13 protein-coding genes are annotated in these 13,259 nt (G+C 53.0%); all 13 read left to right on the top strand.

Annotated features, from left to right (window positions below; genetic code table 11):
• The first annotated feature begins 126 nt into the window (after nucleotides 1-126).
• Entirely contained in the window at nucleotides 127-852 is a 726-nt protein-coding gene (pyrH, locus tag BJ885_RS16465) for a UMP kinase (protein ID WP_008501910.1), read from the top strand.
• Between the two features lie 167 nt (nucleotides 853-1,019).
• Nucleotides 1,020-1,577 carry a ribosome recycling factor gene (frr, locus tag BJ885_RS16460; RefSeq protein WP_003856180.1) on the top strand — a complete coding sequence of 186 codons (558 nt, stop codon included), beginning with the start codon at nucleotides 1,020-1,022 and terminating at the stop codon, nucleotides 1,575-1,577.
• A 95-nt stretch (nucleotides 1,578-1,672) separates the two neighbouring features.
• Complete coding sequence (gene ispC / locus BJ885_RS16455; protein WP_029741202.1) at nucleotides 1,673-2,872, top strand: 1-deoxy-D-xylulose-5-phosphate reductoisomerase; 1,200 nt, start codon at nucleotides 1,673-1,675, stop codon at nucleotides 2,870-2,872.
• A gap of 186 nt (nucleotides 2,873-3,058) precedes the next feature.
• Nucleotides 3,059-3,817, top strand: a complete 759-nt coding sequence (ispU, locus tag BJ885_RS16450; RefSeq protein WP_024907522.1) for a (2E,6E)-farnesyl-diphosphate-specific ditrans,polycis-undecaprenyl-diphosphate synthase — start codon at nucleotides 3,059-3,061, stop codon at nucleotides 3,815-3,817.
• Nucleotides 3,818-3,829: 12 nt separating this feature from the next.
• Nucleotides 3,830-4,687 (top strand): phosphatidate cytidylyltransferase, encoded by an 858-nt coding sequence (gene cdsA, locus BJ885_RS16445; protein WP_023310457.1) that lies wholly within the window; start codon nucleotides 3,830-3,832, stop codon nucleotides 4,685-4,687.
• A gap of 11 nt (nucleotides 4,688-4,698) precedes the next feature.
• Complete coding sequence (gene rseP, locus BJ885_RS16440; RefSeq protein WP_023310458.1) at nucleotides 4,699-6,051, top strand: sigma E protease regulator RseP; 1,353 nt, start codon at nucleotides 4,699-4,701, stop codon at nucleotides 6,049-6,051.
• 29 nt (nucleotides 6,052-6,080) lie between these two features.
• The gene (bamA, locus tag BJ885_RS16435; RefSeq protein ID WP_047646660.1) at nucleotides 6,081-8,498 is read left to right on the top strand and encodes an outer membrane protein assembly factor BamA; all 2,418 of its coding nucleotides are present in this window, start codon (nucleotides 6,081-6,083) and stop codon (nucleotides 8,496-8,498) included.
• Between the two features lie 122 nt (nucleotides 8,499-8,620).
• Nucleotides 8,621-9,115 carry a molecular chaperone Skp gene (gene skp, locus BJ885_RS16430; protein WP_029741200.1) on the top strand — a complete coding sequence of 165 codons (495 nt, stop codon included), beginning with the start codon at nucleotides 8,621-8,623 and terminating at the stop codon, nucleotides 9,113-9,115.
• A 3-nt stretch (nucleotides 9,116-9,118) separates the two neighbouring features.
• Complete coding sequence (gene lpxD, locus BJ885_RS16425; RefSeq protein WP_029741199.1) at nucleotides 9,119-10,144, top strand: UDP-3-O-(3-hydroxymyristoyl)glucosamine N-acyltransferase; 1,026 nt, start codon at nucleotides 9,119-9,121, stop codon at nucleotides 10,142-10,144.
• A gap of 102 nt (nucleotides 10,145-10,246) precedes the next feature.
• On the top strand, nucleotides 10,247-10,702 hold the full coding sequence (gene fabZ, locus BJ885_RS16420) for a 3-hydroxyacyl-ACP dehydratase FabZ (protein ID WP_010426706.1): 456 nt from the start codon (nucleotides 10,247-10,249) through the stop codon (nucleotides 10,700-10,702).
• Nucleotides 10,703-10,705: 3 nt separating this feature from the next.
• Nucleotides 10,706-11,494, top strand: a complete 789-nt coding sequence (lpxA, locus tag BJ885_RS16415) for an acyl-ACP--UDP-N-acetylglucosamine O-acyltransferase (RefSeq protein ID WP_029741198.1) — start codon at nucleotides 10,706-10,708, stop codon at nucleotides 11,492-11,494.
• Nucleotides 11,494-12,642 carry a lipid-A-disaccharide synthase gene (gene lpxB / locus BJ885_RS16410; RefSeq protein ID WP_121932523.1) on the top strand — a complete coding sequence of 383 codons (1,149 nt, stop codon included), beginning with the start codon at nucleotides 11,494-11,496 and terminating at the stop codon, nucleotides 12,640-12,642. Before lpxA ends, lpxB begins: the two co-directional genes overlap by 1 nt.
• Complete coding sequence (gene rnhB / locus BJ885_RS16405) at nucleotides 12,639-13,235, top strand: ribonuclease HII (RefSeq protein WP_024907528.1); 597 nt, start codon at nucleotides 12,639-12,641, stop codon at nucleotides 13,233-13,235. The genes lpxB and rnhB overlap by 4 nt, the downstream gene beginning before the upstream one ends.
• Nucleotides 13,236-13,259: the final 24 nt, after the last annotated feature.

The following is a 13,259-nucleotide window of genomic DNA, read 5'->3' as shown; positions in this document are numbered from 1 at the left end:
GCGGCTTCTTTTTGTCACCCGTCACAGGAAATCAGACAGGCTCCAGTATCGCTGTGCTGATTTGCGGCATATCATGTCGCCAGAATTAACCCCCATCTTAATCGTTGACAGTCTCAGGAAAGAAACATGGCTACCAATGCAAAACCCGTGTACAAACGCATTCTGCTTAAGCTGAGTGGCGAAGCGCTGCAGGGATCGGAAGGCTTCGGTATTGACGCAAGCATCCTTGATCGCATGGCACAGGAAATCAAAGAACTGGTCGAACTGGGTATCCAGGTTGGCGTGGTCATTGGCGGTGGCAACCTTTTCCGTGGTGCTGGTCTGGCGAAAGCGGGGATGAACCGCGTTGTGGGCGACCACATGGGTATGCTGGCAACCGTCATGAATGGCCTGGCAATGCGTGATGCACTGCACCGCGCCTATGTGAATGCCCGCCTGATGTCCGCGATCCCGCTGAATGGCGTTTGCGATAATTACAGCTGGGCAGAGGCCATCAGCCTGCTGCGCAATAACCGCGTGGTGATCCTCTCCGCCGGTACGGGTAACCCGTTCTTTACTACCGATTCCGCTGCCTGCCTGCGCGGTATCGAGATCGAAGCCGATGTGGTACTGAAAGCGACCAAAGTAGACGGCGTGTTTACTGCCGACCCGGCAAAAGATCCTTCTGCCACCATGTACGATCAGCTGAGCTACAGCGAAGTGCTGGATAAAGAGCTGAAAGTGATGGATCTTGCCGCCTTCACGCTGGCTCGCGACCACAAACTGCCGATCCGTGTCTTCAACATGAACAAGCCTGGCGCACTGCGTCGCGTGGTCATGGGCGAAAAAGAAGGCACTTTGATCACGGAATAATTTCCGTTGACGATAAATACAGGTAAGATTCCGCTTTATTTTGTAGTGGTATCTTACCCGGGCGCGCCTTTGGCGTTGTCATGAATTAAACGCGACTATACTTAGCACACCTGTAGCGCTGTGCTGGCGGATAGTCTGCCTGAGACAAGTTTTCAAGGATTCGTAACGTGATTAACGACATCAGAAAAGATGCTGAAGTACGCATGGACAAATGCGTAGAAGCGTTCAAAAACCAAATCAGCAAAATCCGTACTGGCCGTGCTTCCCCGAGCCTGCTGGATGGCATCATCGTAGAATACTACGGTACGCCAACTCCTCTGCGTCAGCTGGCGAGCGTCACGGTAGAAGATACCCGTACGCTGAAAATCAACGTCTTCGACCGCTCTATGAGCCCGGCCGTTGAGAAAGCGATTATGGCCTCTGACCTCGGACTGAACCCTAGCTCTGCGGGCGCTGACATCCGCGTTCCACTGCCTCCGCTGACGGAAGAGCGTCGTAAAGATCTTATCAAAGTGGTTCGTGGCGAAGCTGAGCAGGGTCGTGTATCCGTGCGTAACGTCCGTCGCGACGCGAACGATAAAGTGAAAGCACTGCTGAAAGAAAAAGAGATCAGCGAAGATGACGATCGTCGTTCTCAGGACGATATTCAGAAAATGACCGACGCGGCCATCAAGAAAATTGATGCGGCGCTGGCAGAAAAAGAAGCGGAACTGATGCAGTTCTGATTTCTGTCGTACACTGATAAACGCCGTTCAGAGGGACTTCGGGTCTTGCTGGCGGCGTTTTGCTTTTATCTGGTCTAACTTTTTTCGGGCATCTCATGAAGCATTTAACACTCCTCGGCTCAACCGGCTCTATCGGTTGCAGCACTCTCGACGTCGTTCGCCATAATCCTGAACTTTACACCGTGACAGCGCTGGTGGCCGGTAAGAATGTGCAGCGAATGGTCGAGCAGTGCCTGGAGTTTGCGCCCCGCTATGCGGTGATGGATGACGAAGAGAGCGCGCGTCTGCTGAAAGCACGGCTGCGTGAAAAGGGCAGCCGAACCGAAGTGCTGAGCGGCCAGCAGGCGGCCTGCGAGATGGCGGCGCTGGACGAGGTGGATCAGGTGATGGCGGCCATTGTCGGCGCGGCAGGGCTGCTGCCGACGCTTGCTGCGATTGATGCCGGTAAGGATGTTTTGCTGGCCAATAAAGAGTCGTTGGTCACCTGCGGACGCCTGTTTATGGATGCGGTGAAGCAGCGTGGCGCGCGTCTTTTGCCGGTCGACAGCGAGCACAACGCGATTTTTCAGAGTTTACCGCAACCTTTTCAACAGAACCTGGGGTACGCTGACCTGGAGCAGAATGGCGTGGTGTCTATTCTGCTTACCGGGTCTGGTGGCCCGTTCCGTGAAACGCCACTGTCTGAACTGCGTGCGATGACACCGGATCAGGCGTGCCGTCATCCGAACTGGTCGATGGGGCGTAAAATCTCCGTTGATTCTGCCACCATGATGAACAAAGGTCTGGAATACATTGAAGCACGCTGGCTGTTTAATGCGTCAGCGAAACAGATGGAAGTACTGATTCACCCGCAATCGGTGATTCACTCGATGGTGCGTTATCAGGATGGCAGCGTGCTGGCACAGCTGGGCGAGCCGGATATGCGTACGCCGATTGCCCATTCAATGGCGTGGCCAAATCGAGTGAAATCCGGCGTGAAGCCGCTTGATTTCTGCAAGCTAAGTTCCCTGACGTTCAGTGAACCAGACTACGACCGCTATCCTTGTCTGAAGCTTGCGATGAATGCCTTTGACCAGGGGCAGGCGGCGACGACGGCACTTAATGCAGCCAATGAAATTACCGTTGAGGCATTTCTGAATCAGCAAATTCGTTTTACCGATATCGCGTCGTTAAATTTATCGGTACTGGAGATGATGGATTTGCGCGAACCACAAAGCGTGGAAGAGGTGCTGGCGGTGGATGCAGCTGCGCGTAATATTGCGCGCCAACAGGTGACACGTCTCGCAAGCTGGTGATAAAGCAAGCACTAGTCGTCGTGCTATTTGTTAGCGTTGGGCTTCAGTGATATAGTCTGCGCCACCTGATCGCAGGTATTTGACTTAATGTGGTCAGGTGAGCCGTGGTTTGACACGGCTTTTTTATGTATAGGCTTCAGTATTCCTGAGTACCGTTAAATCCTTTTCAGGGACAAAAAACGCGTTATGTTGTCTGCGAATCAACCAATAAGCGAAAATTTGCCAGCTCATGGCTGCCGTCATGTAGCAATCATTATGGATGGCAATGGCCGCTGGGCGAAAAGACAAGGGAAGATACGAGCCTTTGGGCATAAAGCGGGGGCGAAATCCGTTCGCCGCGCCGTTTCTTTTGCCGCCAACAACGGCATTGATGCGTTAACGCTCTATGCTTTTAGCAGTGAAAACTGGAATCGACCTCTGCAGGAAGTGACTGCGTTGATGGAATTGTTTGTATGGGCGCTAGACAGCGAAGTAAAAAGCCTGCACCGCCACAACGTCCGCCTGCGTATCATTGGCGATACCAGTCGTTTCAACTCACGTTTGCAGGAACGGATTCGTAAAGCAGAAGCGCTGACGGAAAATAATACCGGTCTTACGCTGAATATTGCGGCGAATTACGGCGGACGCTGGGATATTATCCAGGGCGTTCGGCATCTGGCCGAACAGGTTCAGGAAGGGCTGTTGAGACCCGACCAAATTGATGAAGAGGCGCTGAGCAAGCAAATCTGCATGAATGAACAGGCACCTGTGGATTTGGTAATTAGGACAGGGGGGGAACATCGCATAAGTAACTTTTTGATATGGCAAATTGCCTATGCCGAACTTTACTTTACGGATGTTCTTTGGCCCGATTTTGATGAACAAGACTTTGAAGGTGCGCTGCATGCCTTTGCCAATCGAGAGCGTCGTTTCGGCGGCACCGAGCCTGGTGGCGACAAAGCCTGATGGGGGTAGCTTTTGCTGAAGTATCGCCTGATTTCCGCTTTTGTATTAATACCCATTGTCATTGCGGCGCTGTTTTTACTGCCCCCGGTGGGATTCGCTATCGTCACGCTGGTGGTGTGCATGCTCGCTGCGTGGGAATGGGGACAGTTTAGCGGCTTTACCTCGCGCACTCAGCGAGTATGGCTTGCGGTACTTTGTGGTTTTATCCTGGCCATAATGCTGTTTACGTTGCCTGAATATCACCATGATATTCATCAGCCCCTGGTTGCCGGTTCCTTGTGGATATCGTTGGCCTGGTGGGTTGCCGCGCTGTTGCTGGTTCTTTTTTATCCGGGTTCAGCGGCATTATGGCGTAATTCAAAAGTGCTGCGACTGATTTTTGGCTTGCTCACAATTATTCCTTTTTTCTGGGGTATGGTTGCGCTGCGAGCCTGGCACTACGACGAAAACCACTACAGCGGTGCGATCTGGCTGCTTTATGTGATGATTCTGGTCTGGGGGGCTGACTCCGGGGCCTATATGTTTGGTAAACTGTTTGGCAAACATAAGCTGGCACCGAAGGTTTCCCCGGGCAAAACCTGGCAAGGATTCATCGGCGGCCTGTTTACGGCAGCGATCATCTCCTGGGGCTACGGCGTCTGGGCGAATCTTGAAGTGGCACCGTCAATACTGCTGGTGTGCTCGATTTTTGCTGCGCTTGCCTCCGTGCTCGGTGATTTAACCGAAAGTATGTTTAAGCGTGAAGCAGGGATTAAGGACAGCGGACACCTGATTCCAGGGCATGGCGGTATACTGGATCGCATTGATAGCCTGACAGCGGCTGTTCCAGTGTTTGCGTGTTTGCTTTTACTGGTATTCGGGACGATTTAACGGAAGGTTTTATGCTGAGCATTCTCTGGAATCTGGCGGCGTTCATTGTTGCACTGGGTGTACTGATTACCGTGCATGAATTTGGCCATTTCTGGGTTGCTCGCCGCTGTGGCGTGCGCGTAGAGCGATTTTCCATCGGTTTTGGTAAATCACTCTGGACGCGCACCGACCGCCACGGCACGGAATTTGTCATCGCCCTTATCCCGCTGGGCGGCTACGTCAAAATGCTCGACGAACGCGTCGAGCCTGTCGCTCCTGAGCTGCGACACAGCGCATTCAACAATAAAACCGTTGGACAACGCGCCGCCATCATTGCTGCCGGACCGGTAGCCAACTTCATCTTTGCGATTTTCGCTTACTGGCTGGTGTTTATCATCGGCGTCCCTGGCGTACGTCCGGTGGTGGGTGAAATTGCCCCCAACTCCATCGCGGCGAGTGCGCAAATTACATCCGGGATGGAACTTAAAGCGATTGATGGCATCGAAACCCCTGATTGGGATGCCGTGCGACTGCAGCTGGTAGCCAAAATTGGCGATCCGCAGACCACCATCAGCGTATCGCCGTTTGGTTCAGATACGCGTCAGGACAAAGTACTCGATTTACGTCACTGGCGTTTCGAGCCAGACAAAGAAGATCCCGTCGCTGCGCTGGGCATTCGTCCACGCGGTGCGCAGATTGAGCCGGTATTAGCCGAAGTACAGGCAAATTCGGCGGCGAGCAAAGCGGGTTTGCAAGCGGGCGACAGGATCGTTAAAGTCGATGGTCAACCATTAACAGAGTGGATGACCTTTGTTACTCTGGTGCGCGATAATCCGGGAACGTCTCTCGCGCTGGAAGTTGAAAGGCAAGGCAGTCCGCTTTCGCTGACGCTGATCCCGGATACGAAGTCGGTCGGCAAAAAGGCAGAAGGGTTTGCAGGCGTTGTGCCAAAAGTGATCCCGCTGCCAGATGAGTACAAGACAATACGCCAGTATGGGCCGTTCAGCGCCATCCTTGAAGCCACGGATAAAACATGGCAACTGATGAAGCTGACGGTCAACATGTTGGGGAAATTGATAACCGGTGACGTGAAACTGAACAACCTCAGTGGGCCAATTTCGATTGCTCAGGGGGCTGGGATGTCAGCGGAATTCGGGGTGATTTACTATCTCATGTTCCTCGCGCTCATTAGCGTGAACCTTGGGATAATCAACCTGTTCCCGCTTCCCGTTTTAGACGGGGGTCATCTGCTGTTTTTGGCGATTGAAAAGCTAAAAGGCGGACCGGTATCCGAGCGAGTTCAAGACTTTAGTTATCGCATTGGCTCGATTTTGCTGGTGCTGTTAATGGGGCTTGCACTTTTCAATGATTTCTCTCGGTTGTAAGAGAGTGTTAGGAAGAACGCATAATAACGATGGCGATGAAAAAGTTGCTCATAGCGTCGCTGCTGTTTAGCAGCGCCACCGTATACGGTGCTGACGGGTTCGTAGTGAAAGACATTCATTTCGAAGGCCTCCAGCGTGTCGCCGTTGGTGCGGCCCTCCTCAGTATGCCTGTACGCCCCGGCGATACGGTTAATGATGATGATATCAGTAACACCATCCGTGCTCTGTTTGCCACCGGCAACTTTGAGGACGTCCGCGTCCTGCGCGATGGTGATACGCTGCTGGTACAGGTAAAAGAACGTCCGACGATCGCCAGTATCACTTTCTCCGGTAACAAGTCGGTGAAAGATGACATGCTCAAGCAGAACCTTGAAGCATCCGGTGTTCGTGTGGGTGAATCCCTGGACCGCACAACCCTTTCAGACATTGAAAAAGGTCTGGAAGACTTCTACTACAGCGTCGGTAAATACAGTGCCAGCGTGAAAGCGGTTGTCACTCCGCTGCCGCGCAACCGTGTTGACCTGAAGCTGGTCTTCCAGGAAGGTGTTTCTGCGAAGATCCAGCAGATCAACATTGTCGGCAACCACGCGTTCAGCACCGACGAACTGATCTCCACCTTCCAGCTGCGCGATGAAGTGCCATGGTGGAACGTGGTAGGCGATCGCAAATACCAGAAACAGAAACTGGCGGGCGACCTTGAAACCCTGCGCAGCTACTATCTCGATCGTGGCTATGCACGTTTCAACATCGACTCGACTCAGGTCAGTCTGACTCCGGACAAGAAAGGCATCTACATTACGGTTAATATCACTGAAGGCGAGCAGTACAAGCTTTCTGGTGTTGAAGTGAGTGGTAACCTTGCGGGGCATTCTGCTGAAATCGAATCGCTGACCAAAATTCAGCCGGGCGACCTGTACAGCGGTTCCAAAGTAACCAAAATGGAAGACAGCATTAAGAAGCTGCTCGGCCGCTATGGTTATGCTTATCCGCGCGTACAGACTCAGCCGGAAATCAATGACGCGGATAAAACCGTTAAGCTGCACGTGAATGTTGATGCGGGCAACCGTTTCTACGTGCGTAAGATCCGCTTCGTCGGTAACGACACTTCCAAAGATTCCGTTCTGCGTCGCGAAATGCGTCAGATGGAAGGCGCATGGTTGGGAAGCGACCTTGTTGATCAGGGTAAAGAGCGTCTGAACCGTCTGGGCTATTTTGAAACGGTGGATACCGATACCCAGCGCGTACCGGGCAGCCCGGATCAGGTTGATGTCGTATATAAAGTGAAAGAGCGCAACACCGGTAGCTTCAACTTCGGTGTGGGCTACGGTACTGAAAGCGGCGTCAGCTTCCAGGTCGGCGTGCAGCAGGATAACTGGCTGGGTACGGGTTACTCTGTCGGTATTAACGGCACCAAAAACGATTACCAGACCTACTCTGAGTTCTCTGTGACTAACCCATACTTCACCGTAGACGGTGTGAGCCTGGGCGGTCGTATCTTCTATAACGACTTTAAAGCAGATGACGCGGACCTGTCTTCATACACCAACAAGAGTTACGGTGTAGACGGTACGCTTGGCTTCCCGGTTAACGAATACAATACCCTGCGTGCAGGCTTGGGTTACGTGCATAACGACCTGTCCAACATGCAACCGCAGGTGGCGATGTGGCGTTATCTGGACTCTATCGGCCAGTCAACCAGTAAAAATGGTAATGACAATGGCTTCGCGGCGGATGACTTCACCTTTAACTACGGCTGGACCTATAACCGTCTCGACCGTGGTTACTTCCCAACGGAAGGTTCTCGCGTCAACCTGAACGGTAAAGTTACCGTGCCGGGTTCCGATAACGAGTTCTATAAGGTCACGCTGGATACCGCGTCCTACTTCCCGATCGATGACGATCACAAGTGGGTGGTTCTGGGTCGTACCCGTTGGGGCTATGGTGATGGTCTGGGTGGCAAAGAACTGCCGTTCTATGAAAACTTCTATGCGGGTGGCTCCAGCACCGTTCGTGGTTTCCAGTCCAACAACATTGGTCCTAAAGCGGTTTACTACGGCGGAAACGACAAAGATAACTGTAATAAGACTTCCTCGTCCGAAGTCTGTAGCTCCAATGACGCGGTGGGCGGTAACGCCATGGCCGTTGCCAGCCTGGAGTTCATCACACCAACGCCGTTTATCAGTGATAAATACGCGAACTCGGTCCGTACGTCCTTCTTCTGGGATGCCGGTACCGTATGGGATACCAACTGGCAGAATACTGCCCAGATGCGCGCAGAAGGCATTCCTGACTACAGCGATCCGAGCAATATTCGCATGTCTGCCGGTATCGCATTACAATGGATGTCACCGCTGGGGCCGTTGGTCTTCTCCTACGCCCAGCCGTTTAAGAAATATGATGGAGATAAGTCGGAGCAATTCCAGTTTAACATTGGTAAAACCTGGTAATAATCCGCTGCAAAGGAATGCGTTGGCAGTGTAGCGCTGACAACTGGCGATCGGTAACACGGTCGCCTTGCCACGCAAAGAACGGTACCTTCTGGTGCCAATGGGATGGTAAGGAGTTAATTGTGAAAAAGTGGTTATTAGCTGCAGGTCTCGGTTTAGCGATGGCAACTTCTGCTCAGGCAGCAGACAAAATTGCAATCGTCAACATGGGTAATTTGTTCCAGCAGGTTGCACAGAAAACGGGTGTTTCTGCGACTCTGGAAAACGAATTCAAAGGCCGTGCAAGCGAACTGCAGGGTATGGAAAACGATCTTCAGTCCAAAATGCAGCGTTTGCAGCGTGATGGTTCTACCATGAAAGCAAGCGACCGCAGCAAGCTGGAAAAAGACGTAATGGCTCAGCGCCAGGCGTTCTCTCAGAAAGCGCAGGCTTTCGAGCAGGATCGTCAGCGTCGTTCTAACGAAGAACGCGGTAAGCTGGTGACTCGCATTCAGACCGCTGTTAAATCAGTGGCTGCCGATCAGAACATCGATCTGGTTGTTGATGCGAACGCTGTAGCTTTCAACGGCAGCGATGTTAAAGACATCACCGCTGATGTTCTGAAACAGGTTAAATAAGTAATGCCTTCAATTCGACTGGCTGATTTAGCTCAGCAGTTGGATGCAGAATTACACGGTGATGGCGATATCGTCATCACCGCTGTTGCGTCCATGCAATCTGCTAAAGCTGGCACGATTACCTTCATGGTAAGCCCTAAGTACCGTGAGCAACTGGCTCAATGCCAGGCGTCAGCTGTTGTTCTGACGCAGGACGATCTTCCATTTGCCACTGTAAGCGCGCTGGTAGTGAAAAACCCCTACCTGACATATGCACGCATGGCTCAAATTCTTGATACTACGCCGCAGCCGGCCCAGGACATTGCTGCCAGTGCAGCGATTGACGCGACGGCCAGGCTTGGTAGCAACGTCGCCGTTGGCGCAAATGCGGTTATCGAATCCGGCGTAGTGCTGGGCGATAACGTCGTCATTGGCCCGGGCTGCTTCGTTGGGAAAAATACGAAAATCGGCGCCGGGACCCGTTTATGGGCCAATGTGTCCGTTTATCATGATGTTGAAATTGGCGAAAATTGTCTTGTCCAGTCCAGCACCGTAATTGGTTCTGACGGCTTTGGTTACGCTAACGATCGCGGTAACTGGGTTAAGATCCCGCAGCTTGGTCGCGTTATTATTGGCGATCGCGTAGAGATCGGCGCCTGTACTACCATTGACCGTGGCGCGCTTGACGACACGATCATTGGCAATGGTGTTATCATCGATAACCAGTGCCAGATTGCGCATAACGTTGTGATTGGCGACAATACCGCGGTTGCGGGTGGCGTCATCATGGCTGGCAGCCTGAAAATTGGCCGTTATTGCATGATTGGCGGCGCGAGCGTGATTAATGGCCATATGGAAATATGCGACAAGGTCACTGTGACGGGAATGGGCATGGTAATGCGTCCAATCACTGAACCTGGCGTCTATTCCTCAGGTATTCCGCTACAACCCAACAAGGTATGGCGTAAAACAGCAGCTCTGGTGATGAATATTGATGATATGAGCAAGCGCCTCAAGTCTCTTGAGCGTAAGATCGATCAACAAGATTAAGCGTCATCCGTTGAACGCTATTTTTCCCGGCCTGTCGGCTTTCTAATAAACCGGCAGGCCGTGTTATTATTGTTATCAGTACATTTTGACAGGAAGAGTATTTTGACTACTGACACTCATACTCTGCATATTGAAGAGATTTTAGAACTTCTGCCGCACCGCTACCCGTTTCTGCTGGTAGACCGTGTGCTGGATTTTGAAGAAGGTCGTTTTCTGCGCGCAGTGAAAAATGTTTCCGTGAATGAGCCGTTCTTCCAGGGGCACTTCCCTGGTAAGCCTATCTTCCCGGGTGTGTTGATTCTGGAAGCGATGGCTCAGGCTACCGGTATTCTGGCGTTTAAAAGCGTCGGCAAACTGGAGCCAGGTGAGCTGTATTACTTCGCGGGTATCGATGAAGCGCGCTTTAAGCGCCCTGTCGTGCCTGGTGATCAGATGATCATGGAAGTCACTTTTGAAAAAACGCGTCGTGGCCTGACTCGCTTCAAAGGCGTAGCGCTGGTTGACGGCAAAGTTGTTTGCGAAGCGACCATGATGTGTGCTCGTAGCCGGGAGTCCTGATACGTGATTGATAAATCCGCCTTTATTCATCCTACCGCTATTGTGGAAACTGGTGCCATCATTGGCGCTAACGTCCACGTTGGCCCGTTTTGTATTGTTGGACCCCATGTCGAAATTGGTGAGGGTACAGTACTGAAATCTCACGTTGTGGTGAATGGTCACACGACCATTGGCTGCAATAACGAGATCTATCAGTTCGCCTCCATCGGCGAAGTTAACCAGGATCTGAAATATGCTGGTGAGTCGACCCGTCTGGAAATTGGCGATCGTAACCGTATTCGCGAAAGCGTCACCATTCATCGTGGAACAGTACAGGGTGGTGGGTTGACGAAGGTGGGCAGCGATAACCTGTTTATGGTTAATGCGCATATCGCGCACGACTGTACCGTGGGTGACCGCTGTATTCTTGCCAACAACGCAACGCTGGCAGGACACGTATCGGTTGATGACTTCGCAATTATTGGCGGCATGACCGCAGTCCATCAGTTCTGCATCATTGGTGCGCACGTGATGGTAGGCGGTTGCTCCGGTGTGGCGCAGGACGTTCCACCGTATGTGATTGCGCAGGGCAACCATGCCACGCCGTTTGGCGTGAACATCGAAGGCCTCAAGCGTCGTGGTTTTAGTCGCGAAGCGATTACTGCCATCCGCAACGCGTACAAACTGCTGTACCGTAGCGGTAAAACGCTGGAAGAGGCGAAGCCGGAAATTGCCGAGCTGGCGAATAAGCACCCGGAAGTGAACGCGTTCATGGAATTCTTTGACCGTTCAACAAGGGGTCTGATTCGTTAATGGTCGACAGTCGTCCGCTTACGATAGCCCTGGTCGCCGGAGAAACCTCCGGCGATATTCTTGGTGCCGGTCTCATCCGCGCGCTTAAGGCGCGTGTACCCAATGCTCGCTTTGTCGGCGTTGCTGGCCCGCTGATGCAGGCCGAAGGCTGTGAAGCCTGGTATGAAATGGAAGAGCTCGCCGTGATGGGCATCGTTGAGGTGCTGGGACGGCTACGCCGTTTGCTGCACATCCGTGCCGATCTCACCCGCCGCTTTACCGAACTCAAACCCGATGTGTTTGTCGGTATCGATGCGCCTGATTTCAACATTACCCTCGAAGGGAATCTGAAAAAGCAGGGTATCAAAACGATTCACTACGTCAGTCCGTCCGTCTGGGCGTGGCGACAGAAACGCGTTTTCAAAATCGGACGGTCCACCAACCTGGTGCTGGCTTTCCTGCCTTTCGAAAAAGCGTTTTACGACAGATTTAATGTTCCGTGCCGTTTTATCGGTCATACCATGGCGGATGCGATGCCATTGGATCCGGATAAAAACGCGGCGCGCGACGCGCTGGGCATCCCGCATGATGTGCACTGTCTGGCACTGCTGCCAGGCAGCCGTGGCGCAGAAGTTGAGATGTTGAGCGCCGATTTTCTCAAAACAGCGCAAATTCTTCGCCAGACCTATCCGGATCTTGAAGTGGTTGTTCCGCTGGTAAATGCCAAACGCCGCGAGCAGTTTGAGCGCATCAAAGCGGAAGTCGCCCCGGAGCTTCACGTCCGTCTTCTGGACGGGAAAGGGCGGGAAGCGATGTATGCGAGCGATGCCGCGCTGCTGGCCTCCGGTACGGCGGCGCTGGAATGTATGCTGGCGAAATGCCCTATGGTGGTCGGTTATCGCATGAAGCCGTTCACCTTCTGGCTGGCAAAACGTCTGGTGAAAACGGATTATGTCTCCCTGCCAAACCTGCTTGCCGGGCGCGAGCTGGTGAAAGAGCTGCTGCAGGACGAGTGCCAGCCGCAGGCGCTCGCCGATGCGCTACTGCCGCTGCTCGCCAACGGCAAGACCAGCCACCAGATGCACGATACCTTCCGCGAACTGCATCAACTGATCCGCTGTAATGCTGATGAGCAAGCGGCTGATGCGGTGCTGGAGCTAGCAAAATGATGGAATTTGTTTATCCTCACACTCGCCTTGTGGCGGGCGTGGACGAAGTGGGTCGTGGCCCGTTGGTCGGGGCCGTAGTGACTGCCGCGGTGATCCTCGATCCGGCTCGCCCGATTATCGGGCTGAACGACTCTAAAAAATTGTCTGAAAAGCGCCGTCTGGCGCTGTTTAGTGAGATTCAGGAGAAGGCGCTGGCCTGGAGCCTGGGGCGCGCTGAACCGCATGAAATAGACGAGCTGAATATTTTGCATGCCACGATGCTGGCGATGCAGCGTGCGGTAGCAGGCCTGAAAATTTCCCCGGAATATGTCCTGATTGACGGCAACCGCTGTCCGGCATTGCCCATGCCTTCAATGGCGGTCGTCAAAGGCGATAGCCGGGTCGCAGAAATTAGCGCAGCTTCTATTATTGCCAAAGTGACGCGCGACGCCGAAATGGCCGCGCTGGATCTCACTTACCCTCAGTATGGTTTCGCCCAGCATAAGGGGTATCCCACACCTTTCCATCTGGAAAGGCTGGCTGAACATGGCGCAACCGAACACCACCGTCGCAGCTTTGGCCCGGTGAAGCGCGCGCTGGGACGGGTGTCCTGAATCAATACGCAAGCAATTAAGTAA

Source organism: Enterobacter sp. WP_7_1, assembly GCF_003688535.1.
Classification (GTDB): Bacteria; Pseudomonadota; Gammaproteobacteria; order Enterobacterales; family Enterobacteriaceae; genus Enterobacter; species Enterobacter asburiae.
The sequence above is the reverse complement of the archived record's forward strand: the minus strand, read 5'-3'. Positions and strand labels throughout refer to the sequence as shown.